At 62.3% G+C, this 26,998-nt stretch carries 26 protein-coding genes; 12 read left to right on the forward strand and 14 right to left on the reverse strand.

Annotated features, from left to right (window positions below):
- Window positions 1-114 precede the first annotated feature (114 nt).
- Window positions 115-528 (forward strand): VOC family protein, encoded by a 414-nt coding sequence (locus APZ15_RS03770; RefSeq protein WP_011353604.1) that lies wholly within the window; start codon window positions 115-117, stop codon window positions 526-528.
- Window positions 529-549: 21 nt separating this feature from the next.
- Here APZ15_RS03770 and APZ15_RS03775 read toward each other — a convergent pair whose 3' ends face one another.
- The 3 genes from APZ15_RS03775 to speG all read right to left on the reverse strand — a co-directional run bounded on the left by APZ15_RS03775 (window position 550) and on the right by speG (window position 2,686).
- The gene (locus tag APZ15_RS03775; RefSeq protein ID WP_021157976.1) at window positions 550-1,104 is read right to left on the reverse strand and encodes a YaeQ family protein; all 555 of its coding nucleotides are present in this window, start codon (window positions 1,102-1,104) and stop codon (window positions 550-552) included.
- A gap of 189 nt (window positions 1,105-1,293) precedes the next feature.
- On the reverse strand, window positions 1,294-1,641 hold the full coding sequence (sap1, locus tag APZ15_RS03780) for a surface attachment protein Sap1 (RefSeq protein WP_027788811.1): 348 nt from the start codon (window positions 1,639-1,641) through the stop codon (window positions 1,294-1,296).
- A gap of 487 nt (window positions 1,642-2,128) precedes the next feature.
- Complete coding sequence (gene speG, locus APZ15_RS03785; RefSeq protein WP_027788810.1) at window positions 2,129-2,686, reverse strand: spermidine N1-acetyltransferase; 558 nt, start codon at window positions 2,684-2,686, stop codon at window positions 2,129-2,131.
- A 139-nt stretch (window positions 2,687-2,825) separates the two neighbouring features.
- On the opposite strand from speG, the gene APZ15_RS41670 reads away from it, so the two are divergent.
- The 4 genes from APZ15_RS41670 to APZ15_RS42510 all read left to right on the forward strand — a co-directional run bounded on the left by APZ15_RS41670 (window position 2,826) and on the right by APZ15_RS42510 (window position 5,152).
- Entirely contained in the window at window positions 2,826-2,996 is a 171-nt protein-coding gene (locus tag APZ15_RS41670) for a hypothetical protein (RefSeq protein ID WP_006489933.1), read from the forward strand.
- 165 nt (window positions 2,997-3,161) lie between these two features.
- On the forward strand, window positions 3,162-3,410 hold the full coding sequence (locus APZ15_RS03790) for a DUF2795 domain-containing protein (protein ID WP_027788809.1): 249 nt from the start codon (window positions 3,162-3,164) through the stop codon (window positions 3,408-3,410).
- Window positions 3,411-3,520: 110 nt separating this feature from the next.
- Window positions 3,521-4,879 carry a sensor domain-containing diguanylate cyclase gene (locus APZ15_RS03795; protein WP_027788808.1) on the forward strand — a complete coding sequence of 453 codons (1,359 nt, stop codon included), beginning with the start codon at window positions 3,521-3,523 and terminating at the stop codon, window positions 4,877-4,879.
- 150 nt (window positions 4,880-5,029) lie between these two features.
- Window positions 5,030-5,152 (forward strand): hypothetical protein, encoded by a 123-nt coding sequence (locus tag APZ15_RS42510; protein ID WP_021157980.1) that lies wholly within the window; start codon window positions 5,030-5,032, stop codon window positions 5,150-5,152.
- Window positions 5,153-5,195: 43 nt separating this feature from the next.
- Here the strand turns inward: APZ15_RS42510 and APZ15_RS03800 are convergent, their stop codons facing one another.
- The 3 genes from APZ15_RS03800 to mnmE form a co-directional block, all read right to left on the reverse strand.
- Window positions 5,196-5,891, reverse strand: coding sequence for a hypothetical protein (locus tag APZ15_RS03800; protein ID WP_027788807.1), 696 nt, complete (start codon window positions 5,889-5,891; stop codon window positions 5,196-5,198).
- Window positions 5,892-5,990: 99 nt separating this feature from the next.
- Window positions 5,991-6,704 carry a hypothetical protein gene (locus APZ15_RS03805; protein ID WP_027788806.1) on the reverse strand — a complete coding sequence of 238 codons (714 nt, stop codon included), beginning with the start codon at window positions 6,702-6,704 and terminating at the stop codon, window positions 5,991-5,993.
- 171 nt (window positions 6,705-6,875) lie between these two features.
- On the reverse strand, window positions 6,876-8,270 hold the full coding sequence (gene mnmE / locus APZ15_RS03810) for a tRNA uridine-5-carboxymethylaminomethyl(34) synthesis GTPase MnmE (RefSeq protein ID WP_027788805.1): 1,395 nt from the start codon (window positions 8,268-8,270) through the stop codon (window positions 6,876-6,878).
- Window positions 8,271-8,606: 336 nt separating this feature from the next.
- Here mnmE and APZ15_RS03815 point away from each other — a divergent pair, with 336 nt between their 5' ends.
- The gene (locus tag APZ15_RS03815; RefSeq protein ID WP_021157984.1) at window positions 8,607-9,038 is read left to right on the forward strand and encodes a helix-turn-helix domain-containing protein; all 432 of its coding nucleotides are present in this window, start codon (window positions 8,607-8,609) and stop codon (window positions 9,036-9,038) included.
- Between the two features lie 102 nt (window positions 9,039-9,140).
- Here APZ15_RS03815 and yidC read toward each other — a convergent pair whose 3' ends face one another.
- The 4 genes from yidC to rpmH all read right to left on the reverse strand — a co-directional run bounded on the left by yidC (window position 9,141) and on the right by rpmH (window position 11,767).
- A complete protein-coding gene (gene yidC / locus APZ15_RS03820; protein WP_027788804.1) occupies window positions 9,141-10,805 on the reverse strand; it encodes a membrane protein insertase YidC in 1,665 nt (554 codons plus the stop codon).
- 8 nt (window positions 10,806-10,813) lie between these two features.
- Window positions 10,814-11,080 carry a membrane protein insertion efficiency factor YidD gene (gene yidD / locus APZ15_RS03825; RefSeq protein ID WP_006750110.1) on the reverse strand — a complete coding sequence of 89 codons (267 nt, stop codon included), beginning with the start codon at window positions 11,078-11,080 and terminating at the stop codon, window positions 10,814-10,816.
- A 75-nt stretch (window positions 11,081-11,155) separates the two neighbouring features.
- Complete coding sequence (gene rnpA / locus APZ15_RS03830; protein ID WP_021157986.1) at window positions 11,156-11,617, reverse strand: ribonuclease P protein component; 462 nt, start codon at window positions 11,615-11,617, stop codon at window positions 11,156-11,158.
- 15 nt (window positions 11,618-11,632) lie between these two features.
- Window positions 11,633-11,767 (reverse strand): 50S ribosomal protein L34, encoded by a 135-nt coding sequence (gene rpmH, locus APZ15_RS03835; RefSeq protein ID WP_004198824.1) that lies wholly within the window; start codon window positions 11,765-11,767, stop codon window positions 11,633-11,635.
- Window positions 11,768-12,188: 421 nt separating this feature from the next.
- Here rpmH and dnaA point away from each other — a divergent pair, with 421 nt between their 5' ends.
- From dnaA to APZ15_RS03855, 4 genes are all read left to right on the forward strand, one after another.
- On the forward strand, window positions 12,189-13,772 hold the full coding sequence (gene dnaA, locus APZ15_RS03840) for a chromosomal replication initiator protein DnaA (protein WP_027788803.1): 1,584 nt from the start codon (window positions 12,189-12,191) through the stop codon (window positions 13,770-13,772).
- Between the two features lie 168 nt (window positions 13,773-13,940).
- A complete protein-coding gene (gene dnaN / locus APZ15_RS03845) occupies window positions 13,941-15,047 on the forward strand; it encodes a DNA polymerase III subunit beta (RefSeq protein WP_027788802.1) in 1,107 nt (368 codons plus the stop codon).
- 192 nt (window positions 15,048-15,239) lie between these two features.
- Window positions 15,240-17,714, forward strand: a complete 2,475-nt coding sequence (gene gyrB / locus APZ15_RS03850) for a DNA topoisomerase (ATP-hydrolyzing) subunit B (protein WP_027788801.1) — start codon at window positions 15,240-15,242, stop codon at window positions 17,712-17,714.
- A gap of 637 nt (window positions 17,715-18,351) precedes the next feature.
- A complete protein-coding gene (locus APZ15_RS03855) occupies window positions 18,352-19,101 on the forward strand; it encodes a DUF5131 family protein (protein WP_027788800.1) in 750 nt (249 codons plus the stop codon).
- A gap of 10 nt (window positions 19,102-19,111) precedes the next feature.
- Here the strand turns inward: APZ15_RS03855 and APZ15_RS03860 are convergent, their stop codons facing one another.
- Window positions 19,112-20,377 (reverse strand): three-Cys-motif partner protein TcmP, encoded by a 1,266-nt coding sequence (locus tag APZ15_RS03860; RefSeq protein ID WP_027788799.1) that lies wholly within the window; start codon window positions 20,375-20,377, stop codon window positions 19,112-19,114.
- Window positions 20,378-20,495: 118 nt separating this feature from the next.
- Here APZ15_RS03860 and tcmP point away from each other — a divergent pair, with 118 nt between their 5' ends.
- Window positions 20,496-21,176, forward strand: coding sequence for a three-Cys-motif partner protein TcmP (tcmP, locus tag APZ15_RS03865; RefSeq protein WP_051363297.1), 681 nt, complete (start codon window positions 20,496-20,498; stop codon window positions 21,174-21,176).
- On the opposite strand, the gene tnpC is transcribed toward tcmP, so the two are convergent.
- From tnpC to APZ15_RS03880, 3 genes are all read right to left on the reverse strand, one after another.
- Window positions 21,177-22,709, reverse strand: a complete 1,533-nt coding sequence (gene tnpC / locus APZ15_RS03870) for an IS66 family transposase (protein ID WP_034195837.1) — start codon at window positions 22,707-22,709, stop codon at window positions 21,177-21,179.
- Between the two features lie 65 nt (window positions 22,710-22,774).
- Complete coding sequence (gene tnpB / locus APZ15_RS03875) at window positions 22,775-23,119, reverse strand: IS66 family insertion sequence element accessory protein TnpB (RefSeq protein WP_133372528.1); 345 nt, start codon at window positions 23,117-23,119, stop codon at window positions 22,775-22,777.
- Window positions 23,107-23,493: a transposase gene (locus tag APZ15_RS03880; protein WP_226129905.1), complete on the reverse strand. Its 387-nt coding sequence runs from the start codon at window positions 23,491-23,493 to the stop codon at window positions 23,107-23,109. Before APZ15_RS03880 ends, tnpB begins: the two co-directional genes overlap by 13 nt.
- A gap of 457 nt (window positions 23,494-23,950) precedes the next feature.
- Between APZ15_RS03880 and APZ15_RS03885 the strand changes: the two genes are divergently transcribed.
- A complete protein-coding gene (locus tag APZ15_RS03885; protein ID WP_027788794.1) occupies window positions 23,951-26,989 on the forward strand; it encodes an ATP-binding protein in 3,039 nt (1,012 codons plus the stop codon).
- Window positions 26,990-26,998 lie beyond the last annotated feature (9 nt).

Raw genomic sequence — 26,998 nt, forward strand, 5'->3', positions numbered from 1 at the left:
CGCTCCGCGTGAACGGGCTTTTTTTCGTCCGTCGATTGTGCCGCGTTCCGGCGGGCGGCGCAGGCGCGATGCGTCTACACTCGATGCTTGTCGACTGCGAAGGAGCGCCTGTCCATGAAACCCACCATCCGCGCGATCGATCACATCGTGCTGCGCGTGACCGACATGGCCGCGATGACGCGCTTTTACTGCGACGCCGTCGGCTGCCATGTGGAAAAGGAACAGCCCGACCTGGGCCTCGTGCAGCTGCGCGCCGGTGATGCACTGATCGACCTGCTGTCGGTCGGCGGCCCGATTGACCGCCCTGACAGCGGCCCGCCCGGCACGGGGCGCAATCTCGATCACCTGTGCCTGCGCGTCGAGCCGTTCGATCCCGACGCATTGACCGCCCATTTCGCCGCGCATGGCGCACGGCCGGGCGCGCCTGCGGAACGCTACGGCGCCGGCGGCTACGGGCCGTCGATCTACCTGTTCGACCCGGAAGGCAACATGCTCGAATTCAAGGGGCCGCCGGCCGCGATCGGCTGAACGCGGCCGGCGCGCGGGCCGTCATGCATCCGCGCGCGCCTTCAGCACCGTCCATTCGACCGCGACCGGATCGTGGTCGGCGCTCGAGATCCACGCGGTGCCGTCCTGCACCGTGCACTGCAGGCGCATCGAGCGCTCCGCGAGCCGCCCGAGCGCGGCCGCGACGCCGTCGGCCAGCGACAGCACCTGCACGTTGCGCAGCCGCTCGACCTTGCTGCGCACGCCCTGCCACCAGATATCCGACGTCTTGCCGCCGTACGCGATCACGGTGACCTGCCCGGCGCGGCCGGCCGCCTTCGAGATGCGCCGCTCGTCGGGCTGGCCGGCTTCGATCCAGACGTCGATCGCGCCCGTCAGGTCCTTCTGCCACAGATCGGGCTCGTCGACGTCCGACAGCCCCTTGCAGAATTCGAGCCGCTCGTGCGCGAACAGCGCGAACGCGACGATGCGCACCATCATCCGGTCGTCGGTTTCCGACGGATGGCGCGCCACCGTCAGCGCGTGATCGGCGTAGTAATGCCGATCCATGTCGGCGATTTGCAGTTCGGCTTTGTAGATCGTGGATTTCAGCGCCATGCGGATGCGGCCCGGGCGGGCATTCGGTTCGGTCGGGCCGTGATGATACCGAATGCGCGCCGTCCGGCGCGTGTCATGCGTCACCCACAGCGCAACGGCCCGGCATGTGCCGGGCCGTGTTCGGTTCGCGCCGCCGGCTCATCGGGCCGGCGCGCTCGCGCGTCATGCGACTGCGCGGTGAATGGACGGTTACTGCTTGACGAAGCGCGAATCGGTCCAGAGACCCTGCTGGTCGCTGTTGTCGGCGCTGACGAACTGCACGTCGCCCTGGTCGACCGACACGACGCGGAAACGCTGGCCTTCCGGTACCGACAGGCAACGGTAGTCGTCGAAGTATTGCTGCTTCGCCTGCGACTTGCCGTCACGTTCGTGACTCAGTACGGAATCCAGATTGTCTTTCGACAGGCAGCCCCATGCATTCTTCGTCAACTGGATTTCCTGCGTCGGCTTGACGGCCGAATCGCCGCCCGCCTGGGCAATCGACACCGCGCAAAATGCGCCGACGAGGGCAAAAAGGATACCGGTACGCTTCATCATGTTCTGTCTCCAGGCTTGCGGGCACCAGGCTTGGGTTAGCTATGTGTTTAAAGGTGATCGTGAACCCGCGTTTTTCACTTTAGAAGACCGGCAAGCGATAGCAAGCACATTTATTGTGCGACCGCAATAGCGGCGGATTGTCGCACCCCGTGCGCAGCCTGTTTTTCGCGCGGCACGCGCGGCGGGCAACACCCGTTGCGTGGCGGACAGGCCCGTCACGCCGGGCGGAAAGCGTTATCCGGCAGGGCTTTCATCCAAGTTACATTGCGGCGATTGAACGGTTTGGATAATCCATTTCGCCATCCGGATCATTTTGATGCGCCGCACATAAAGTCATTCGAAACGAATCGACTTTACCGCAGCGCGGAATCGAAAATACCTGATACAAGAAAAATGCCAGGTATAAGCGAATCCGTATTTATCCGTAGTTCCCCGAATGTATTCGGTGCCCGCGAAAACCCACTGCAAGCGCCTTTCGCCAGCGCGTTTACCCTGCCCTGTTCGGACTGGATTGCTGGTGTTCGAAATAATCGCGTTGAAAGATGCACATGCGATAAGCGTTGTGATACGCGCCGTTTCCGAAAAATTCTTCCTTCAACTCGGCCTCGTGCTGGAATCCGCATTTTTCATACACATGAATCGCTGCCGCATTCGACGTATCGACGATCAGGTACAGCTTGCGCATGTTCAGCACCTTGAACGCGTACTCGATCGCGAGGCGCGTCGCCAGGCCCGCATAACCGCGCCCCTGGCATTGCGGCGCGATGATGATCTGGAACTCGCCGCGGCGATGGATGTAGTCGAGCTCGATCAGTTCGACGAGGCCGACCAGTTCGCCTTGCGCGTCGACCGCGACGAAACGGCGCTCGCGCTGGTCGTGCACGTGGCGGTCGTACAGTTGTGACAGTTCCGAGAAGGTTTCGTACGGCTCCTCGAACCAGTAGCGCATGATCTTTGCGTCGTTGTTCAGTTCATGGACGAAGCGCAGGTCCTGGCGCTCCAGCGGCCGCAGCGCAAGCGTGTTGGTATCGTTCTGGAGTTGCATGTTCATGTCCTTTTTGATGCCGGCGCACGTGCGGGCAAGGCCGCTTCCGGGCCTGTTCCGCACTGTAAGAAGTTGAACGCGGGCGAAGTTCAGAGCCTAGAATGGGAGCAAGGGTTCCTGCCACCGCAAGGAGGCTATCGTGATCGAGCAAGTGATACTCGGAATTTTCCTCGTGCTGCCGCTCGTGATCGTGGCGGCGCTGTTTTCCGACGAACTGTGGCAGGAACATCGGCGCCAGCATCCGCGCGACGAAAACGCGCCGCACATCGACTGGAAGCATCCGTGGCGCCGCGTGCGACGCGGGCATTGAGTCGACTGGCGTTCATCCGCGGGGCGCGCCGGCCTGGCCGCCCTGGCCGCCCTGGCCGCCCTGGCGTGTGAACGCATGACGCGCCCCGGTACGCACCCGGTTACACGCCCGAATTCCGCCTCGATCCGATTCCCGCTCAACCCGCTCACTCAGCGAGACGCCGCCGTGAACGACCAGCCCGCCCAGCCTCCGCACGACATTCCCAACGAAACGATCGACCTGCAGATCGCCGACGTGCTGGCGGCCGTCCGCTATCCGGCCAACAAGGATGCGATCGTCGATGCCGCGCGCGACGCGGGCGCCAGCAACGAAGTGCTGTCGATGCTCGACGGCCTGCCCGAACAGGACTACGCGGACGTCGACGCCGTCACGCACTGGGTTGCCGGCAACTTCGGTCCCGGCCTCGGGGTTTGAGCGCGCAACCATAACGCGATAGGATCAGGCCGCACCGGTCGCGCAGCGGCCGGCTGCCTGTCGCCCGGCGCAAGACCGGGCGTTTCCGCGTACGTGCCCCGGGGAACTCCATGGAAGGCATCCTGATCCAGCACACGACACGCCGTCAGCTCTGGTTCGGCACACTGACGGCGCTCGTCATCGTGCTCGCGCTCGGGATCGCCGCGCCGCACGCGAACGTCGCGCTGCCGGCCGTCGAGCCGTTCATGCCGATGTGCGCGCTCACCGTGTTCACCACCGCGAGCATCGCGGCGTTCTTTCTCGGCGCGCAGTTCACCGTGACCCGCCAGCCGATGCTCGGCGCGCTCGGCGGCGCCTACGCGTTCACCGCGCTCGCCGTCGCGCTGCAGCTGCTCACTTTTCCCGGCGTATTCGCGCCGCACGGGCTGTTCGGTGCGCAGCCGCAAAGCGCCGCGTGGATGTGGATCTTCTGGCATGCCGGCTTCCCGAGTTTCGTGATGGTCGCGCTGCTCGCGCGCGCGCGGCTGGCGCGCGCACCGGTCGGCGCACGGCAGACACGGTGGTGGACGCTCGCACTGATCGGCGGGCCGGCTGTCGTCGCGGGATTGCTGTGCCTGTTCGCGCTGAACGTGTCGCTGCCGCCCGCGTTTCATCCGCCGGGCGACGCGGCCGTGCTGCCCGTCAACGCCGTCGCGCTGGTCGTGTGGCTGCTCAATGCGCTGGCGCTCGTTGCCGTGCTGGCCACCGGCCGGCTGCGCACGACCCTCGACCTGTGGCTCGCGATCGCGGTCCTCGCGTGCCTCACCGACACCACGCTGAACCTGATGAGCACCAATCGCTTCACGGTCGGCTGGTATCTCGCGCGCGTGTTCAGCATGTTCACGCCGGGCGTGCTCGTGTGCGTGCTCGCATGGGAAGTGACGATGCTGTATCAGCGGCTGTTCGAGGCGCACGCGACGCTGATCCGTTCGTCCGCGCGCGACGGCCTGACGGGCGCATTCAACCGCATGCACTTCAACGATCACTTCCACACGCTGTTCCTGCAGTCGCGACGGCAAGGCGAACCGCTGTCGCTGCTGATGGTCGACGTCGACCACTTCAAGGCATACAACGACGCGTTCGGTCACGTGAAGGGCGACGCATGCCTGATTGCCGTCGCGAATGCGTTGGCCGGCGCGGTGAGGCGGCCCGCGGACATGGTCGCGCGTTACGGCGGCGAGGAGTTCGCGATCGTGCTGCCGAACACGGGTGCGCGCGGCGCGCGGGTCGTCGCCGAGGAAGCCCGCGAGGCGGTACTGCGGCTCGATCTCGCGATGCCGACATCACCCGCCGGGCGCGTGAGCGTGAGCGTCGGCTGCGCGACCGTGGCGGCCGACGATCTCTCCACACCCGATGCGTTGATCGAAGCCGCCGATGCCGCGCTTTATCGCGCGAAGGATACGGGGCGAAACAGGGTCGTCACTGCCTGAAAACGTCTGCTGTTTGGGGATTTGTTACGGTCATTGTGACCGGAATAATCCGCCGTTACGGATTGCGGGGCAGGGAAACGATCGCTTACAGCCGGTGTTGCGGGCGCTCGCTATGCTGGGTTTCATATTGAACCCGAGCAGGTGAACCCGATGAAGAAGACCCTTTTGCTGATTGCCGGCGTCGCCGTGTTGTTGAGCGGCTGTATCGTGGTGCCTGACGGCGGCGGGTATTACGGTGGTGGCGGGTATTACCATCACCGGCATTGGGATTGACGTGGATGACGGTCCGGCTGCTTCGATCCGGGCCTTCGCGCCATCAAGCCGGCGCGGTCAACTCGGCATGCATCAGAAATAACTGTAGCGCAGCGAGCGTTTCGTAGTGAAGACGCTCGAGGCGCGCATCCTTCTCCGCGTCTTCGATCAGATTGCGTTCGGCATCGAACTGATAAGGCTCCCCCAGCAGTTCGGCCATGTCGATCTGGAAGTACGTGCACTCCCCATAGGGCCGCTTGCCGTCGATGTAGGACAGCGGCCAGAAGTCATCGCGCTTCAGCACCGCATCGATCGAGTAATCGTCGAGCGTTCTCCAGACGGTCCCTTGCAGTATCGCGAGATGCTCGGCGCGAAATTCGAAACGCCCCGATGCGTCAACGCCGCTTTCCGGAAAATCGAACGCCTCGCGCAGTTCGGCCGGGATCACGTATTGCCCCGGTGACAACGTGCCCGCGACCGTGACGAATTCGGGCACGACGTGGCCGAGTTCTGCCAGTGTGCGAATGGCCAGCACGTCGTCGCCCGTTTCGAGGATCGCCTTGGCGAGATCGATCGTCGTGCCGGTTCCCCTCAGTGGCGGCTCGGGAACAATGCCCGGCGCACCGGATTCGATCGGAAGCCACATGACCTGAAGCCGCCTCATCAGCGCGACATGACGCGGCGTCAGGTCGGGATATGGCGCATCGTCGGCAAAGACGGCGCGAAGAATGGCGTGACGTTTGATCGAATGGCCAGGCATCGGAGCACTCGGTGTGACGCGCGGCAAACATCGGCAGCGCGACGGGATTCAACTTCGGCAGAGGTTTGCGACTGGCGTCGCCGTATCCGAAACGCGAACTCAGGTCGTGCCCGTAGCCGTCATCGGCGGCGGATACGCGGAAGGCGACAGGTTTCGAATGACCATGCGGTCGAGTTCGGCTTGCGCCTGCGCAATTTTCTCGTCGGCCGCGACGATTTTCCGCCGATGGCGATAACGCGCCACGAGTACCGAACCGATTATCACGAGACCGAAGACGACGTTCCCGACGGCCGGCGTATGGTCGGCAAGCTCGCCGGCCAGGGTACCCAGGATCGCACCGCCTATCACGCCGAACATGGCCGCGAATATGCCATCGACGATCCAGCTCTTCGAAGGGTATTTGAGCCGCGCAACGTTGATTGCGACAACGGCATCGACCATGCCGTCCACCTTGCCCTGTACGGCATCGAGTTGTGCCTCGATGTCATCCGTCAGGTTTCGGGCGCGCGCCTTGTCCGGTTCGGCGAGCACCCCGGCATTGGCGTAGGTCAGCAGGATGCCGTCCAGCTCTTTCCATGCGGCTTCCAGATCGGACGACACCCGGCCTTCTTCCCGCAGATGGCGCCAGCCGGTATCCACGTCGTTGAGGTCGACGTATGTGCCGTGCGATGCACAGCATTCAAATACCGCAAATGCCCGACGCAGCTCGAGCTCCGCGGTGAAGTTGTCGTTCGCTCGCGACCGTTGGCTTTTCGCCATGTCGGTCGTCGAGTTGCCGGTCGATTCGCCGCGTTTTCCGAATCCGAATCCCATGCGTGCCCTCTCTTTGTTTTTTGGACCGGGGGTCGTTGTGTCGAAATGTCCCGGCCGGCCGATTTTACGGCAGGCCGCGTGACGTGCACGGGGGATCGATCGTGATCGGGGTGGCCGATCAACAGCGAATGACGAACCGAAAAGCGCTTTCGAACGTCGAATCCGCGGGCATCACTTCCCGATACAAAACCTGCTGAAAATCACCCCCAGCAGATCATCCGAAGTGAACTCCCCGGTAATCGAATTGAGTTGCTCCTGCGCGAGCCGCAGTTCCTCGGCAAACAGATCGAGCGACTGAGCGCGTTGCTCCGCATGATCCGCCGCCTGCGCGAGATGCTCCTGCGCGGCCCGCAGCGCGATCAGATGCCGCTCCCGCGCGAGATACACACCTTCCGCCCCGGCCTGCCACCCGGCGATCCGCAGCAGCTCCGCGCGCAGCATGTCGATCCCGTCGCCGCGCTTCGCCGACAGATGCACCTCGGTCAGGTCGCCCTCCGCCGCCGGATGCTCGACGCACGCCGCCACGCCGGTCAGGTCCGTCTTGTTCAGCACACGCACCACCGGCACGCCGCCCGGAAACCGCGCGGCAATCGTCTCGTCATCCGCCGTCATCCCGGTGCGCGAATCCAGCAGATGCAGCACGACGTCCGCCCGCTCGATCTCGCTCCACGTACGCGCAATGCCGATCCGCTCGACCTCGTCCTCCGTCTCGCGCAACCCGGCCGTATCGATGATGTGCAGCGGAATCCCTTCGACCTGGATCGTCTGCGCAACCTTGTCGCGCGTCGTGCCCGCGATCGGCGTAACGATCGCCAGCTCCGCGCCGGCCAGCGCGTTCAGCAGTGACGACTTGCCGACGTTCGGCTGCCCCGCGAGCACGACCGACAATCCTTCGCGCAACAGCGCACCTTGCCGCGCATCACCCAGCACGTGCGCGAGCTGCGCGCGAATCTTCGCGAGCTTGCCGCGCGCGTCGGCCGCCTCCAGGAAATCGATCTCCTCTTCCGGAAAATCGAGCGTCGCCTCGACCAGCATCCGCAGCGTGATCACGTCGTCGACGAGCGCATGGATCTGCCTCGAGAACGCACCGTCGAGCGAGCGCCCGGCCGAACGCGCCGCCGCTTCGGTGCTCGCCTCGATCAGGTCGGCGACGGCCTCGGCCTGCGCGAGATCGAGCTTGTCGTTCAGAAACGCGCGTCGCGTGAATTCGCCCGGCTCCGCGAGCCGCAGCCCGAAACCGCGCCCCGCATCCAGGCAGCGCTGCAGCAGCAGCTGCATCACGATCGGCCCGCCGTGCCCCTGCAGCTCGAGCACGTGCTCGCCGGTGTACGAATGCGGCGCCGGGAAATACAGCGCGATCCCGCGGTCGAGCGGCGCGCCGTGCTCGTCGAGGAACGGCACGTAGCTCGCATGGCGCGGCGCGAGCTTCTGCCCGCACAACGCGTCGATCAGCGGCAACGCGGCCGCCTCGCCGCCGCGCCCGAACGAGACACGTACGACCCCGATGCCACCCCGGCCGGCAGCAGTGGCAATGGCGACGATCGGATCGGAATCGGTAGCGAGCATGGGAATCGGATGAATCGGGTGATCAGTGAATATGGTGCGCCCGCGCAACAGTTCGAGCATCGGAACGCCGGCATTGTAGCGTGCCGGCTCACACGCCATCGGTCGCCGCGCTGGATTCGGACGCGCCCGAATTTATCCCGCCGGGGATAAGCCAAGTATCAGTCCGGCGCAATGTCACAGTCACCGTTTCGGACGAGTATGCCTGCTGGAGCGGCCCAACACTGTGGCCCTCAATTTTGCCCCCCACTCCGATCGAGATCGGGATTCGTCTGAACGAGATACGTTTAGCCCGATTGGTTGTCTGAAACGTGGCGGTGGAATTGCACAATCTCCCCCATGCCGACATCCGAAGAAAAAGCCGCGTTCTCGGAACGCCTGAAATTCGCCCTGCGGCGCAGCCCGGAGAAGATCACCGGTGCGACCGAACTGGCGAACCGATTCAATCTGCGCCACCGCGGAGCGCAACCCGTTTCGCCGCAAACCGCGCATAAGTGGCTGACGGGTCGCACGATTCCGACGTCGGACAAACTCGCCACGCTCGCCGAATGGCTGCGCGTCGAACTCCACTGGTTGCATTACGGCCCGTCGCCGAGCGTGATCGAACATCCGACGCCGCAACCGCTGCCGCGCGACGAGCGCTATCCGCCGACGCCCGAGACGATCGAACTCGCGTCGAAGATCGAAGCGTTGTCGCCGCATCATCGCTACCTCGTGCAGGAACTGGTCGAGCAGTTCTACGGCGACTCGGGCGAATCGAAGAAAGGCTGAACCCGCACCGGAACCGCAAAAGCAAAAAGCCGCATGGCGCGAACCATGCGGCTTTTTTTGCGTGCATCGCGGGCGGCTCGCCGCCCGCGTGTGCAACGGGCGTCAGGCCGGTTTCTTCTTGGCCCCGCCGAGCTTGCGCGTGATGTAGTACTGCTGTGCGATCGACAGCACGTTGTTCACGACGTAGTACAGCACGAGGCCGGCCGGGAAGAAGAAGAACATCACCGAGAACGCGATCGGCATGAACTTCATCATCTTCGCCTGAACCGGGTCCGGCGGGGTCGGGTTCAGGCTCGTCTGCACGTACATCGACACGGCCATCAGCACCGGCAGGATGAAGAACGGATCGCGCTGCGACAGGTCGTGAATCCACAGAACCCACGGCGCGCCGCGCATTTCGACCGAGGCGAGCAGCACCCAGTACAGCGAGATGAACACCGGGATCTGGATCACGACCGGCAGGCAGCCGCCGAACGGATTGACCTTCTCGGTCTTGTACAGCTCCATCAGCGCGGCGTTCATCTTCTGCGGATCGCTCTTGAAGCGTTCGCGCAGCGCCTGCATGCGCGGCGTGATTTCCTTCATGCGCGCCATCGACTTGTAGCTCGCAGCCGACAGCGGGAAGAACACCGCCTTGATCAGGATCGTGAGCAGCACGATCGACCAGCCCCAGTTGCCGATGTAGCCGTGGATCTTCTCGAGCAGCCAGAACAGCGGCTTCGCGATGATCGTCACCCAGCCGTAGTCCTTCACGAGTTCCAGGCCCGGCGCGATGCCTTCGAGCATGCGCTCCTCTTCCGGACCGGCGAACAGGCGTGCCTGCACGTCGGCCGACTGGCCCGGCGCGATCGCGGCGACCGGCTGCTTCACGCCGACGCGGTACAGCGTCGGATCGATCTTTTCAGCATAGATGTCGCGCTTCACGCCCTGCTGCGGAATCCAGGCCGACGCGAAGTAGTGCTGCACCATCGCGACCCAGCCGTTGTCGGCGGAGGTCACGTAGTCGGCCTTGTTCTTGTCGAGGTCGCTGAAGTTGATCTTCTGGAAGTGCTTCGCGTCCGTGTAGACCGCCGGCCCGAGGAACGTATGCGAGAACATCGGCGTTTCGACGGCCGTGTTGTCGCGCACCAGTTCCATGTAGACCGTCGGCGTGACAGGCGCCGTGCCGACGTTGTCGATCTTGGTGTCGACGCCGATCACGTAGCTGCCGCGCGTGAACGTGTAGGTCTTCACGACCTTCACGCCGCCCTTCACCGGCGATTCGAACGACAGCTTCAGCGCGTTCTGGTCACCCGTCAGCGACGTCGAGCCGGGGTTCAGCTGCGTGTAGACGTCGTTGTGGTTCGGGAAATCGCCGCCGAGCAGGCCCGAGCGTGCGAGATACGTATGGCCGGCCGTGTGGTCGAACAGCGTGATGTACAGGTCGGGCTGCTTGCCGTCGCCCTGCTTCTTCAGCGTCAGCTTCGCGAGCGTGCCGCCGCGCGTGTCGATTTCGCCGTCGTACACGTCGGTCGAGAACTTCACGAGCTGCGCCTGGGCGGCCGGTGCCGTCGTCGACGGGGCGGCGCCGGCTGCGGCGGCAGGCACTTCACCTGCGGTCGTCGTCGCGCCCGTGCCCGATGCACCGCCGGCAGCGGCCGCGGGGGCCGTCTGCGTGGCGCTCGGGAAGAACATCGACGGGCGTCCATGGGACCGCTGCCAGTTGTCGTACAGCATGACAGCTGACATGAAGAAGATCACCCATAGGACGGTGCGTTTGATATCCATGCGTTGTCTCAGAGTCGATGGGACCGCGCGTCGGCTTCGCCGCGAGCGCGAGTGTCGGAGTTGGGCGGCGGGACGAGGTCGATGCCGCCCGCGGAAAACGGATGGCATCGGCACACGCGCCTGACGGCGAGATACGTGCCGCGCGCGGCGCCATGATACTGGATTGCCTCGCGCGCGTAATCCGAACAGGAAGGATAAAAACGGCAACGGTTGCCGAGCATCGGGCTCACGGCAACCTTGTAGAAGCGCAGCAAGGCGATCAATACCGTTTCCATACCTTGGGCGGCGCCGTACGACGCCGCGTCAAAACCGGCCGGGCAGGCGCGAACGCCGCACTGGGCACGGATGCGTCACTCGGACGCGGGCTTCGACGCACGGCGGGCGATTTCCCGGACTGCCCTGTCGAGCAGCTCGCGGATCTCGGCCGCGCACATCGCCGCGAGCGGGGCGGAAGCCGCGCTCGGCAGCGCTTTCTTGTCGAAGCGCGTGTGCTGCCGCAGCAGCAGGTCGTAACCGGCGAACTCGGCCCGGCGCAAGCGAAACGCATCGCGCGCCAGCCGCTTCACGAGGTTACGTGTTACCGCACGCGGCGCATACTTCTTGCCGACGACGAGCCCCAGACGCGCGGGCTGACCGGTCGGCTTGCCGTAAATCACGAAGTGCGCGGAGCGCCGCCAGGGGCGCAAACGAAAAACGGATGAAAATTCATCCGTTTTCAGAAGTCGCGCAGCTTTCGGGAAGGCGGCTTTCGTCTGCGACGGATTCGCACCCGGCTCGACGGCACCTTCCGCAGGACTGCGGACGGCGGACACAGCGCGCAACCTGCCTTAGATGGCGAGGCGCTTGCGGCCCTTCGCGCGGCGAGCGTTGATGACCTTGCGGCCACCTGCCGTCTTCATGCGGACACGGAAGCCATGGGTGCGCTTGCGGCGCGTCACGGACGGTTGGTAAGTACGTTTCATGATGTTCTCACTTGTTCGAGAATGTCGAAATTCAGGGGACCGCGTGCCCTTAACCGTAGGCATTCGGGCGAACGCAATCGCCGGGAATACAGGATTGGTTTTCGCGGAACCCGCTATTTAAACCGTTTTTCCGTTGACGGTCAATACTTTACGAGTCGCTCGCCTGTGCCGGGCCGCCCCGATCCGGCCCCGCGCCCCACAAACACAGCCTGTGGATAAGTCCCGCTGTGGCCGCGTTTGGCGTTAGAATCTCGCCTTATCTCCAAGAATCCCGCACGCCGCCTCGGCCCGCGCCTGCCCCTCCAGCACTGTGACGCAGGCGTCCGAGGCACGCTCGCACGACCGCTTCGGGCCTTGTTGCGCAACCGCGACAAGGGCGCCGGCGAGCCGCGCTGTGCACGCAAAAAACGACAGTTACTTGATGAACGATTTCTGGCAACACTGTTCCGCACTGCTGGAGCGCGAGCTGACGCCCCAGCAGTACGTGACGTGGATCAAACCCTTGGCCCCGGTGGCCTTCGATGCGTCGGCGAACACGCTGTCCATCGCCGCGCCGAACCGCTTCAAGCTGGACTGGGTCAAGAGCCAGTTTTCGGGACGGATCTCCGATCTGGCCCGCGAATTCTGGAACACGCCGATCGAAGTCCAGTTCGTCCTCGATCCCAAGGCAGGCATGCGCAGTGCCGCGGCCAGCGCCGCATCGGGCGCAGCCGCCCCGCGCGCGCCGCTCGCACCGAGCGGCCCGGCCGCCACGGTGGCCGCGATCGCCGCCAACCTGGCCGCGAACGCCGGCGCTGCGCCCACCGCGCCGGCCGACGTGCCGATGACGCCGTCGGCGGCCGCCGCGCACCACCTGAACGCCGACGACGCCGACATCGACCTGCCGAGCCTGCCCGCGCACGAAGCGGCCGCCGGCCGCCGCACGTGGCGCCCGGGGCCGGGTGCCGCACCCGCGAACGGCGGCGAAGCCGATTCGATGTACGAGCGTTCGAAGCTGAACCCTGTGCTCACGTTCGACAACTTCGTGACCGGTAAGGCGAACCAGCTCGCGCGCGCCGCCGCGATCCAGGTCGCGGACAACCCGGGCATCTCGTACAACCCGCTGTTCCTGTACGGCGGCGTCGGCCTCGGCAAGACCCACCTGATCCACGCGATCGGCAACCAGCTGCTGCTCGACAAGGCCGGCGCGCGGATCCGCTACATCCATGCGGAACAGTACGTGTCCGACGTGGTGAAGGCGTACCAGCGCAAGGCGTTCGACGACTTCAAGCGCTACTACCACTCGCTCGACCTGCTGCTGATCGACGATATTCAATTCTTCTCCGGCAAGTCGCGCACGCAAGAGGAATTCTTCTACGCGTTCGAGGCGCTGGTCGCGAACAAGGCGCAGGTGATCATCACCAGCGACACGTATCCGAAGGAAATCTCGGGCATCGACGATCGCCTGATCTCGCGTTTCGACTCGGGCCTCACCGTCGCGATCGAGCCGCCCGAGCTGGAAATGCGCGTCGCGATCCTGATGCGCAAGGCGCAGTCGGAAGGCGTGAACCTGTCGGAAGACGTTGCGTTCTTCGTCGCGAAGCACCTGCGCTCGAACGTGCGCGAACTCGAAGGCGCGCTGCGCAAGATCCTCGCGTATTCGAAGTTCCACGGCCGCGAAATTTCAATCGAGCTGACCAAGGAAGCGCTGAAGGACCTGCTGACCGTGCAGAACCGGCAGATTTCGGTCGAGAACATCCAGAAGACCGTCGCCGACTTCTACAACATCAAGGTCGCGGATATGTACTCGAAGAAGCGCCCCGCGAACATCGCGCGGCCGCGACAGATTGCGATGTATCTCGCGAAGGAACTCACGCAGAAGAGCCTGCCGGAAATCGGCGAGCTGTTCGGCGGGCGCGATCACACCACCGTGCTGCACGCGGTGCGCAAGATCGCCGACGAGCGCAGCAAGGACGCGCAGCTCAACCACGAGCTGCACGTGCTGGAACAAACGCTGAAGGGCTGAGCGCGCGGCGCGCTTGATAATTCGGCCTCCGCCCCAATTTAAGGGGGGCGGTTCGGTTTTGAGGCACAATACTGGTTTGACCGCCCCGGTGGTGGCGGGCCAAGAGCCCGGCCGGCGGGGCGCTGCGAGGCTGCTGCGCTGCAGGCCGTTACTCAACGAAGGAACTCTATGCAACTGGTCAAGACCGAACGAGACACCCTCCTCAGGCCGCTGCAAACGGTCAGCGGCATCGTCGAACGCCGCCATACGTTGCCGATCCTCGCCAACCTGCTGATCACCAAGAACGGCCCGGACGTTTCATTCCTGTCGACCGACCTGGAGCTGCAGATCACCACGCGCGCCGATTTCGGCGTCGGCGGCGACCAGATCGCGACCACCGTCGCGGCCCGCAAGCTGCTCGACATCCTGCGCGCGATGCCTGACGGCCAGGTCACGCTGTCGCTCGCCGACAAGCGCATCACCGTTCAATCGGGCAAGAGCCGCTTCGCACTGCAGACGCTGGCGGCCGACGAGTTCCCGACCGTCGCGCAGGCGAAGGATTTCGGCGCCACGCTGACCGTCCCGCAGAAGTCGTTCCGCCAGTTGCTCGGCATGGTGCACTTCGCGATGGCGCAGCAGGACATCCGCTACTACCTGAACGGCATGCTGCTCGTCGTCGACGGCGACCAGCTGATGGCCGTGGCCACCGACGGCCACCGCCTCGCGTTCTCGTCGATGAAGCTCGAAGGCGGCACGTTCGGCCGCCAGGAAGTCATCGTGCCGCGCAAGACGATTCTCGAGCTGCAGCGCCTGCTCGAAGACATCGACGACACCGTCACCATCGACATCGCGCAAACCCAGGCCAAGTTCACGTTCGGCCAGGTCGAGCTCGTGTCGAAACTCGTCGAGGGCAAGTTCCCCGACTTCCAGCGCGTGATCCCGAAGGCGCACAAGAACACGTTCGAGATCGGCCGTGAAGAACTGCAGCGTTCGCTGCAGCGCGCGGCGATCCTGACCTCGGACAAGTTCAAGGGCGTGCGCTGCATCATCGCGCCGGGCCAGCTGAAGATCATGTCGACCAACGCCGATCAGGAAGAGGCGCAGGAAGAACTCGAAATCGCCTACCAGGGCGATACCGTCGACATCGGCTTCAACGTCACGTATCTGCTCGACGTGCTCGCGAACCTGAAGGTCGACACCGTGCAGGTGAGCCTCGGCGACGCCAGCTCGAGCGCGCTGATTACCGTGCCCGAGAACGACGAGTTCAAGTATGTCGTGATGCCGATGCGCATCTGACGCGCACGACATCAAGACACACACCAGGGGGCGGCAAGCCCCTTTGGCGTTTTTATGGCGAACCGACAACCCGCCCTTTTAGTGCCTTTTCGGCACTTGGGCGGGCCAGGAAACTGGAGCGGCCCGGCGATTTCCTTCGCTGAAACGCACCGCGCCGCCACCTGAGTGGCCTCGCAGAACCGGAAGATATCCATGAGTGAACAGCACAATTCGCAACCCGATAACAGCAGCTACGGCGCCTCGTCGATCCAGATCCTCGAAGGTCTGGAAGCGGTGCGCAAGCGCCCCGGGATGTACATCGGCGACACGTCTGACGGCACCGGTCTGCACCACCTCGTGTTCGAGGTGCTCGACAACTCGATCGACGAAGCGTTGGCCGGGTACTGCAACGACATCCACGTGACGATTCACGCCGACAACTCGATTTCCGTGACCGACAACGGCCGCGGGATCCCGACCGACGTGAAGATGAACGACAAGCACGAGCCGAAGCGCAGTGCGGCGGAAATCGTGATGACCGAGCTGCACGCCGGCGGCAAGTTTGACCAGAACAGCTACAAGGTGTCCGGCGGCCTGCACGGCGTGGGCGTGTCGTGCGTGAACGCGCTGTCGAGCTGGCTGCGCCTCACCGTGCGCCGCGACGGCAAGAAGCGCTTCATGGAATTCCACCGCGGCGTCGCGCAGGATCGCGTGCTCGAGGTGGTGGACGGCGTGGAAGTGTCGCCGATGCTCGTGACCGGTGACACCGAGAACCGCGGCACCGAAGTGCACTTCATGGCCGATCCGACCATTTTCGGCACGGTCGAGTATCACTACGACATCCTCGCGAAGCGGATGCGCGAGCTCTCGTTCCTGAACAACGGCGTGCGGATTCGTCTGACCGACCTGCGCTCGGGCAAGGAAGACGATTTCGCGTTCGCCGGCGGTGTGAAGGGCTTCGTCGAGTACATCAACAAGACGAAGACCAACCTGCACCCGACGGTGTTCTTCGCCAACGGCGAGAAGGACGGCGTGGGCGTCGAAGTCGCGATGCAGTGGAACGACAGCTACAACGAAAACGTGCTGTGCTTCACGAACAACATTCCGCAGCGCGACGGCGGCACGCACCTGACCGGCCTGCGGGCCGCGATGACGCGCGTCATCAACAAGTACATCACCGACAACGAAATCGCGAAGAAGGCGAAGGTCGAGACGACCGGCGACGACATGCGCGAAGGGCTGTCGTGCGTGCTCTCCGTGAAGGTGCCGGAGCCGAAGTTCAGCTCGCAGACGAAGGACAAGCTGGTTTCGTCCGAGGTTCGTGCGCCGGTTGAGGAAGTTGTGGCGAAGGCGTTGGAAGAATTCCTGCTGGAAACGCCGATCGACGCGAAGATCATTTGCGGGAAGATTGTTGAGGCCGCGCGGGCGCGGGATGCTGCGCGGAAGGCTCGCGAGATGACGCGCCGTAAGGGCGTGCTCGATGGCGTTGGCCTGCCCGGCAAGCTCGCGGACTGTCAGGAGAAAGACCCGGCGAAGTGCGAAATCTACATCGTCGAGGGTGACTCGGCAGGTGGGTCGGCGAAGCAAGGGCGTGACCGGAAGTTCCAGGCGATCCTGCCGCTGCGCGGCAAGGTGCTGAACGTCGAGAAGGCACGCTACGACAAGCTGCTGTCGTCGGAACAGATCGTCACGCTCGTGACCGCGCTTGGGTGCGGGATCGGCAAGGAAGACTACAACCTCGACAAGCTGCGCTATCACCGCATCATCATCATGACCGACGCGGACGTCGACGGTGCGCACATCCGGACGCTGCTGCTCACGTTCCTGTATCGCCAGATGCCGGACATGATCGAGCGCGGCTATGTGTATATCGCGCAGCCGCCGCTTTACAAGATCAAGGCGGGCAAGGACGAGCGGTATCTGAAGGATGACGTGGAGCTCAACGCGCATATGCTGCGGTTGGCGCTGCAAGGGTCGGAGCTGGTGCCGGGTGAGAACGCGGCGGCGATTTCGGGCGATGCGCTTGGGGAGTTGGCACGGTCGTATCTGCTGTCGCAGAGCGTGATCGAGCGGTTGAGCCGGTTGTATGACCCGGCTGCGCTGGAAGCCGTCATGGATGGGGTGGTGATCGATCTCTCAACTGAGGCTTCGACTGAGGCTTCGGCGAAGGCGCTGCACGCTGCGTTGCATGACGAAGCGCTGAAGAACGAAGTGCGGGTTGTGCCTTCGTATGACGCGGTTCGCGAACAGCGGGCGCTGCATGTCGAACGCACGCATCACGGCAACGTGCGAGTTTCGGTCATCGACCAGGAATTCCAGCACACGGCGGATTATCAGCAGCTCGTGACGACGGCGAATACGTTCAAGGGGCTAATTGGGGAAGGTGCGGTTATCAAGCGCGGGGAGCGCAGCATGGCCGTGGCTGACTTCAAGAGCGCGATGAAGTGGCTGTTGGCGGATGCCGAGCGGAACGTTTCGAAGCAGCGGTATAAGGGGCTGGGGGAGATGAACCCCGAGCAGCTGTGGGAAACGACGATGGATCCGGCGGTGCGGCGTCTGCTGCGTGTGCAGATCGAAGACGCAATTGCGGCGGATGGGATCTTTACTACCCTCATGGGGGATGATGTCGAGCCGCGGCGGGCGTTTATCGAGTCGAATGCGTTGCGGGCGGGGAATATTGATGTTTGAGCGGTAATGTAGCGGGAACCAAAAGGTGAGATTTTGGGAAGCATCCATTGAGACGTTTATTAATGGATGCGCTCCGATAGCTCAGACGGCCAGCAACTAGCAGGCGTCACGTCCGCAAGAACAACGGCCACCTCAGCGAGGTGGCCGTTGTTTTTCAGTCTATGCGATAGTTATAAGGTGGCGTTCTCGACCGACTCCTTGCGCCTCCGAACGTCCGCGGTTCTCGCCTGTGTTTCCGAAGGCTATTGCGCGCGCGACAGCATGGTGTCCGCCGGCTTCCCATGCTGGTCAGACGGGTATCGGTGTACCCGGTGATACGTGGGGCGACTATTGGCGACGAGGACGGTGACATCCCAAGGTCCCTTCGCCACACGCTCGCTGGCGGCTACCCCCGTTAATCCGGCACATAGCGCACACCTATTCCCTTTTCTCTCGTCATCATATTTACTCATTTACTGTATAAATATACAGTCACACTCCTATACTACCCAGGCACCTGACGGGGAAGCCTGATTCTTTTCACTCGCTTGTCGCATATAGGCATCGAGATAATTGCGACGACATGACGAAAGTATGGCTATTTCGTAGCGACCGCAGGAAGCCCGATAAAATCGCAACCTAATTGAGAGGTCGAACAATGAGCGGTGGGCAAAGCAAGATTGAGTGGACGGAGCGCACGTGGAACCCGACCGTGGGTTGTACGAAAATCTCCAAGGGCTGCAAGAACTGTTACGCCGAAGGCATGGCGAAGCGTCTGCATGCCATGGGCACCCCGGGCTATGAGAACGGCTTCAAACTGACTGTTCTGCCTAACCGCTTGGACGAACCGTTGAAGCGGAAAAGCCCGACGGTCTACTTCGTCAATTCGATGTCGGACCTTTTCCATCGCTCCGTTCCGGATGCCTACATCACGAAGGTGTTCGATTCGATTCGAGCATGCCCTCAGCACACTTTCCAGATACTCACAAAGCGCGCCGAGCGCCTGGCGACCTATTGCAGCCGTCGAGAAGTGCCGGTGAATGCATGGCTCGGGGTAACCGTCGAGGACCGCCGGTATGGTCTACCGAGAATCGACGAGCTGCGTCGTGTGGAAGGCGGTGTTCGCTTCTTGTCCGTCGAGCCGCTGCTTGAAGACCTAGGCACACTGAATCTCGAGAACATCGATTGGGTCATCGTCGGCGGGGAATCCGGCCCGAAGGCGCGCCCGATGCTCGAAGACTGGGTGCAGAACGTCAAGGTCCAGTGTGACGAGCAAGGCGTGAAGTTCTTCTTCAAGCAATGGGGCACATGGGGGAGCGACGGTGTGCGCCGCTCCAAGACCGCGAATGGCCGCCTTCTTCAAGGGCGCACTTGGGACGATATGCCTGAGCGAGTTTTGCTTACTTGACGACGCAGGCTTAGAAGAAGTGCCGCTGCGGCGAGTATTCGACGATATCGGTTGCGTTATACCGCTTAGATGGTCGCCGCGCTCGGTCTTCTTTGCTCGACACTACGATGGTGCCAGAGGAGTGCAGGCTTCGAAGCACCTTCTGCAAACGGGTCTCGTCCGCAATGGTGTTCGAGATGTTTTTCGAGAACAGTTGCGCGACCGTGAGCGGCTGCTGCTCCCCTGATAATTTGCGACCAAGGTCATCGGTCAGCGTTTCGATACAGCGTTCCTCCCCACTTCTATCAAACAGAAGGGACGCCTGTCCGTTGTATTGCTCATCGCGCTTCGGGTTATAGCCAAGCATGAAGAGTCCGGGCTCAAGCTCGTGCCCGAACTCGCTTGAATGCTCCCAATGCAGCGACTTCATGACGTCATGCGCCTTGTAGACCCGCGATAAGTGTACCAACCAGTAGCTCCATGGGTTGGCTGAAGCAGGCCGCACAAAGAACAATGTCATATACGGCGCCCCCGTCTCGGCTTTGATGCCATGGGCGACGTACCGTTGTAGCGCTGCACGGCCAAACTGCGCCTTAATTTGCCCCAGTTGCTCCCACGGGATGTATTCTTCAAGGTCAACTCCTCGGACCGCCCTTCGATTCGGCTCTCTGTTGCTGATGTATGTGAGAAGAGAATCGACGTTGAAGGTCATGATGACCTCAGCGTTTGGTAGCTCCGTCATCAACCATCGAAGCCTACTCATCGGTATGGCGTTGTAGCTGTACTGGTCAAGCAAAAATATCGCACGCCCACCACTGCGCCGCGCTTTGATACGCTCAACGATTTTCGGAAGCTCGTCAAGAAAGCCAGCATTTCGGACGGTCGTCCGCTGGTAATCTAGGTCCGCGATAGCCCCTTCGGCTCGCCGCTTTTCCAAATGGCGGCGAAGATACTCCGCTGATTCTGGCCGCTTCTCTACAAAGAAAAACTCCGCATCTACCTCACGTGGCATACGACGGCCAACATTTAAGTTAGCGCGAGCCAGGTGGGTTGCGCGCATCATCAACGGTGGCGTGCCATCGACAGATTCGGCCACCTCGCTGAGATACTCCCCGCCACCGGCGAAACCGTCGACTAACGTCAAAGTTAGCTTGGGCATGGTCGGCAAAGACATCAGTGTCTCGATGTATTGCTGAACGTATTCTTCGACAATCGAATGCTTTACGGCACTATGCTGGTCGAGAATCGGCGGCCGCTGCCCGACTTGCCACAGATACTTATCGTCTGTCTTTGCCATTCGTTGTGTAATGAGGGGCTCTTGGTCTCTCAACAGATTATCAGATTTTAGTGAACATTTCGAAATAGCGGCATACTAGTTAAACTCCCCATTAAGACCAAAAAACGGGACACAAAACATGAATAGCAAGCACGATGACGGGGTTGCTATCGACCCGGCCGATGGTTTGCCGGTCATGAAGGTAGGCGCATGGTCTGAAGACAAGCACGTGGCGCTGTCACGCTATGTCGACGCCGCCCGAATGGCTCGTGGGAAGTGGCCCTACGCGTCGTTCATTGACCTTTTCTCTGGTCCGGGACGCGTCATGAACCGAGATTCAAAAACAATCTCGGACGGTGGAGTGTTGTCGGCATGGCACATGTCGAAAAAGGGCCGTGCTCCGTTCAACGAGATTTACATCGCTGATGCAAACGCGGACAGCGTAGACGCATGCGCAACCCGACTTCGCTCCGCAGGCGCCAACATCCAAGCATGTGTCGGAAAAGCCTCTGAAACCGTCGACTGGGTGCTCGACGCGCTTCCGGCCGGACTGCACTTCGCCTTCCTCGACCCATTCAACATCGAACATCTGGATTTCGAGATTATCCGCAAGTTGTCAACGCGGCGGAACATCGACATTTTGATTCACTTCAGCGTGATGGATGTTCAGCGAAACATCGGTGCTGACTTTAATCTGACCAGCTCCAGGTTGGATGCAGCAGCGCCCGGTTGGCGCAACAACCTTCGGCTTGATATGGTCCCCAAGCGGGAACAAGGTAAGCCCCCGGTAAAGGCACCGAGGCTCGTGAGGTACCGCTGATCAAGCCGCGGCGAGCGACCAGCGATGCGGAAGCAGCGACGCGATGTCGTCGGCACGATGCGTGGGCAGTCGGGTGAGCACGTCTTTCAGGTAGGCGTACGGATCATGGCCGTTAAGCTGCGCCGACCGGATCAGGCTCATGATCGCGGCTGCACGTTGCCCCGCGCGCAGTGAGCCGGCGAACAGCCAGTTCGAGCGGCCAGTCGCCCATGGTCGAATCTGGTTCTCCAGCCAGTTATTGTCGATGGGCACGTGCCCGTCATCGAGATAGCGCGTGAGCGCTTCCCAACGCTTCAGGCTGTAGTCGAGCGCCTTCGCGATCGCCGATCCTTCGGCAACGAGCTTGCGCTGGGTCACCATCCAGGCGTGCAACGCATCGGCAACGGGCCTGGATCGCTGCTGGCGGATGGCCTGTCTTCGATCAGGCTTCAGTTCGGCGACGTCACGCTCGACGTCGTAGAGTGCGCCGAAGTATTTCAGCGCCTGCTCGGCGATCTGGCTCTGGTGGTTGACGTGCAGCTCGTAGAATTTCCGGCGCGCGTGAGCGACACATCCGATTTCCGTGATGCCCAGTTCGAATCCAGCCTTGTAGCCGCCATAGTCATCGCACATGAGCTTGCCACGCCACACACCCATGAACTTTCGGGCATGTTCGCCGGCACGGCTGCCGGCGAAGTCGTAGACCACGGCCTTCAGATCGGCGAATGGCGTCGTGCTGTACGCCCACAGGTAAGCCCGATGCGTCTTGCCCTTGCCGGGCGACAGCATCTGCACCGGCGTCTCGTCGGCGTGCAGCACGTCGCGCTGCAGGAGCGCTTCGCGAAGCGCATCGACCAGCGGTTGCAGCCGTACGCCGCAGATGCCGACCCACGCGCCGAGCGTCGATTGCGGGATCGCCAGGCCCGCGCGAGCAAAGATGCGTTCCTGCCGATACAGCGGCAGGTGGTCGCCATATTTGGCAACCAGCACCTGCGCCAACAGCCCGGTGGTCGGGATACCCTTGTCGATGACGTGAGGCGGGACCGGTGCCTGGATCAGGGTCCCGCAGTGCCGACAGGCCCACTTGCCGCGGATATGCCGCTCGACTGTGAACACGCCTGGCGCATAGTCCAGCTTCTCGCTGATGTCTTCGCCCACGCGCTCCCGCTGGCAACCGCACTGGCACGTGGTGTCTTCCGGCTCGTGATGGATGTCCGTACGCGGCAGTTTCGATGGCAAGGGCACACGCTTCGGCTGTTGCCCAGGCCCAGCGGCACGCGTGGCCGGTTGAAGCTGTTCGAGCTCGGCTTCCAGTGCCGCCAGGTCTGCATCGATCGCCTCGTCGAGCAGGCTCATCTGTTCGGTATCAAGCTGCTCGCTGCGTTTGCCGAACTGCAGGCGCTTGAGCACGGAGAGTTCGTGCGTCAGTTGATCGATACGCGTTTGACGGTAGTGCAGTTCACGCTGCGTCTCGCCGACCTGGGTCATCAACTGAGCGGCCAGTGTGCGCAGTTGCTCCGGGCTAAGGGCATCGAGGTCGGCGGGCAGGTTCATACGGCCCAGTCTGCCAGAGCCGGCACCGCCACGGAAGCGAAACTGTTTACGGCACCGACGACGCGTTACACCACGCAGATGACGTGATCGTGCGTCAGGGTCTGCCACGGCAGCCCCGTCACGAGCGCCCGCAACTGTTCGGGATTCAACGCGACGGCGATTGCTTCGTGGCCGTTCGTCCAGACGAACCGGCCCTTGTTCAGACGACGCGCAGCCAGCCAGATTCCGAAGCCGTCATAGACGAGTACCTTCATGCGCGTCGAATGCTTGTTGGCGAACAGGTAAGCATGGTGAGGGCGCGCTGCGCCGAACACCTTCACCACACGCGCCAGAATCGTATCGGCGCCGGCACGCATATCCAGCGGTTCGGTCGCCAGCCATATCGCGTCGATGCGGATCACCGCAGCCATCCCTGCAACCAGAGCGCACAATCACTGGCCGACGATAACGGCCAACGCACGGTCACCGTCGCCGCACCCCGACGTACCTCGATCTGGATCTCCGTCGCCCCAGATGCAGCCCCGCACGTCTCAAGCTGTAACGGCACAAACTCTGCCGATGGCGCGCTCATCGACTTGCGGGCAGCTTCGGCCGCATCCCGTTCTTCCTGGGCGGCCACCCAGCTTCGCAGCATGTTGGCATTCAGGCGGTAGTGCAGCGCTACCGCCGCGATCGACACGTTTGGCTGCATCGCCGCACGGATCACCTGTGCCTTGAACTCCTTGCTGTGCCGCCGACGTCGCGTCGGTTGCACAACCTCCTGCATCACCTCGGTCTCATCCATCGTGTACATCTGTCCATTAAAAATTTAGATGGACACGATCCTCGCCTTCGCGCCTAACGCGATCAAGATGACTTCCCCGGGTGCTTACGGAACAAGTGGGTGCTTACTTGCAATACTGGGAAACTCTTGTGACTGACCTGACGAAGATGCAGGTCGCACAGAGCAAGCCGTTGTTCGTCAATATGAATAAGGGACCACTCTACCGACTCATCCACCTCTCCCGCCATCCTCTCGCGACAAAGCTTTGGGATGATGCGGCGATACCCAGCTCGCGCCAACGGTCGCTGCCGGGGTTCTAAGTCAATGAGGCTCCTGGCTTGTCGCAGCCGAGCCGCCAAAGGACGGCGCCCGGCTGCACGTGCACGCGCGCCGCACGGAAACCTTTTGCTTCCTTTTCAAATGTATCGCGATACATTTTTCTGATACATTTACACAATCCAATACAAAGCAGACCCTCATGACCGACAATCTGTTCGCCATTTGTGAACCCCGTGCCGACGTTCTCAAAGGGGCCCTGCGAGAAAGCGATTTTGCTGCCGACCTGGCGCAAGTGCTCAAGGGGGATGCGCCTGACGAATACAAGCTCCCTGCGCTCTTCTTCGCCAATACCTATCCGACCAAGGGGTTGAAGAATGTCCTCAAGCTGGTGGCGCTCCGCGTGCTCGGTCGCGCGGAACAGGTTGGCGCAATCTTTCGGTTGGACACGCAATTCGGTGGCGGTAAGACCCATACCCTCATTGCGCTCGCGCATGCCATGCAGGGCCTGCAAAGCGTCCCCAACGCTGACGAATTTCTCGAGGCTGCCTTGCGACCTTCATCCCCCGTACGCATTGCTGCGTTCGATGGTGAGAACGCTGACCCGGCGAATGGACGTCGGCTCGGAGATGATATTCGCGCCCATACGCCCTGGGGCGAGTTGGCCTACGCCTTGGGTGGCGCCGAAGGCTATCGCCTAGTCGAGGCAAGTGACCGTGAAGGTATTGCCCCCGGCGCGGATACCTTACGCGAACTCATCGGCGGTGAGCCCGCGCTCATCTTGGTCGATGAAATTGCGCCTTACTTGCGCAAGGTGTCAGGGCGCAATGTGCAACGTGCGGCCGAACAACTTGCCGCCTTCCTCACGGCTTTGATGAAGGCCGTCGAAAGCAGCCCCCAAGCGGCACTCATCTTCACTCTAGCGGTCGGCAGAGATGGCAAAGCGACCGACGCTTACGCCCGCGAAACGCAGGAAATCGCAGCGTTCTTTGCAGAGGCAGAAAGCGTTGCCGCCCGCAAGGCAACCGTTATCGACCCTACCGAGGACGACGAAACCGTCAAAGTTATCTGCCGACGTTTGTTCGCGCATATCGACCGTGACAAGGCCGAACAGGTCATCACACAGTACAAAGCCCTCTGGGACGGCAATCGCGAGCAACTTCCACCCGCGCCGGCACAAGATAGACGTATGGATGAGTTCCGGGCCGGCTATCCGCTACATCCAGAGCTCGTCAAAGTTCTCACCCAGAAGACTGGCACTCTGGGTAATTTCCAGCGCGTGCGTGGCATGCTGCGTCTACTGGCGCGCACTGTCGCACGGTTGTGGGAGCTACAGCCCGCTGACGCCTACGCGATTCAGACGCAGCACATCGACCTGGGCTTTGAGCCCATCCGCCTCGAACTCATCACGCGCTTGAAGCAGGACATTTATGTGCCGGCCATCAAGGGCGAAATTGCAGCTGTCGACACCACGCCTGCCTTGGCAGAACAACTCGACGCTGGGCCGTTCAGAGGGCTTCCCACTTACGGTTCTTACGTTGCGCGCTGCGCTTTCATGCATACCTTGGCGTTCAATGAGACCCTTCGTGGTCTGAATGCGGAAGAACTGCGCTACGCGATTCTTGGCCCTGGCACAGACATCGCGTTCATTGACGACGCTCGCAAGCGTTTCGTGACGGATTCGGCCTACCTGGATGACCGTCCGGGTGCTCCGTTGCGTTTCCTCGCGGAAGCGAATCTCACGCAAATCATCCGGCGGGAAGAAACCAATACCGACCGCGACGAAGTGCGTACGCGCCTCAACAGCTACATCCGTGACCTGTTCGCGGGCTCGAACCTGAATCTCGTCCCGTTTGCCTCCGGCCCGCACGATGTAGCCGATGACGATGGCAGCGGCCGCCCGTACCTCGTCATGCTCGGTTACGACGCCGTGCAGGTATACAGCGACGCCGTGCGCATCGAACCGCTGGTCGAGCGAATCTATCTGCATAAGGGCGGCGGCAACGACTGGCGCCACAACCGCAACAACCTCATCTTCCTAGTCGCGGATGCCGCTGGTACGCCTAACATGAAAGCGAAGATGCTGCGGAACATCGCGCTCGAAACGCTTCGCCAGACAGACAAGCTCAAGGACCTGGCGGACTACCAGGTCGATAAGCTGCGGGAATTGCACGAGCGTTCCAAGCAGGAGCTCGCAGTGGCTGTCCAGCAGTGCTTTCGCCACATCTTCTATCCGTCGCGCAACCGGATTGATGGAGCTTCGTGCGACCTCGCGCACACAGTGGTCGATATTCAGACCGCATCAGACCGCCCTGGCGATGGTCAACGACAAGTCGTGACACAACTCCAGAACGTGAGCAAATTGCGCTTGCCAACCGACCAACCGGACTCGCCCGTATACGTGCGCGACCGCACCCCACTCAAGAAAGGCCAAATCACAACGGCCGCCTTGCGTACCGAGTTCCGCCAGGACCCCTCGTTGCCGATGCTAGTCGGCGATGACGTATTTATTAAAGGCATCCGCCTCGGCATCGACCAGGATGTCTTCGTCTATCAGTCCGGTGAATTGCTGCGCGGCAAGGGTGACCCGCACGCCGAAATTAAGGTCGATGAGCAGTCCTTTCTCTATACCACGGCTTACGCCCGCGACAACAACATCTGGCCACGTCCAGCGCCGACACCCCCGGCAGGAGGGGGCGGTGGCAGTGAAAACAGCTCCGGCAGCAGCATAGGAGCCAGCACGTCGCCTGGCGGCCATCGCAGCACCGGGGCCGGTACGCCGCCGTCGACAGTGCGCTCGCCCAACTCTGTCGAAGCCGAAGACGTTCTCAAGGCCGCGCTGACTCAGGTCTTTGAGAAAGCGCAGCACAACAAGATTCAGGCGTTAGCAACGATGACCATCAAGCCTTTCGACAAAGGCGATTCCTTGAAGCTCATGCCCCTAGTCAAGTCTGTGCCGAATGCCCAGAAGCGCGTTGAGCTGGAGGCATCATTCGAGACTGCGGCCGGCTCAACCGCGGAGTTTGAGTTCCGGGGTGACATTGATGACGCCATCGTGCTCAAGGACTATCTCGAACCGCAGTTTCGCGCCGCTAGCGATAGCGACGCCTCCGTGACCTTTATCCTGTGTTTCGAGCCTCCGCTACAGGTGCAAAGCGCATCTGCGGACGGACTTATCCAGCGACTGACACGACTCGTGTCGACTTCGGCACAAGTCATTGCGACCGGCATAGACGCGTAGAGAATCAAG

The sequence above is a fragment of the Burkholderia cepacia ATCC 25416 genome, assembly GCF_001411495.1.
In the GTDB taxonomy this organism is placed as follows: Bacteria; Pseudomonadota; Gammaproteobacteria; order Burkholderiales; family Burkholderiaceae; genus Burkholderia; species Burkholderia cepacia.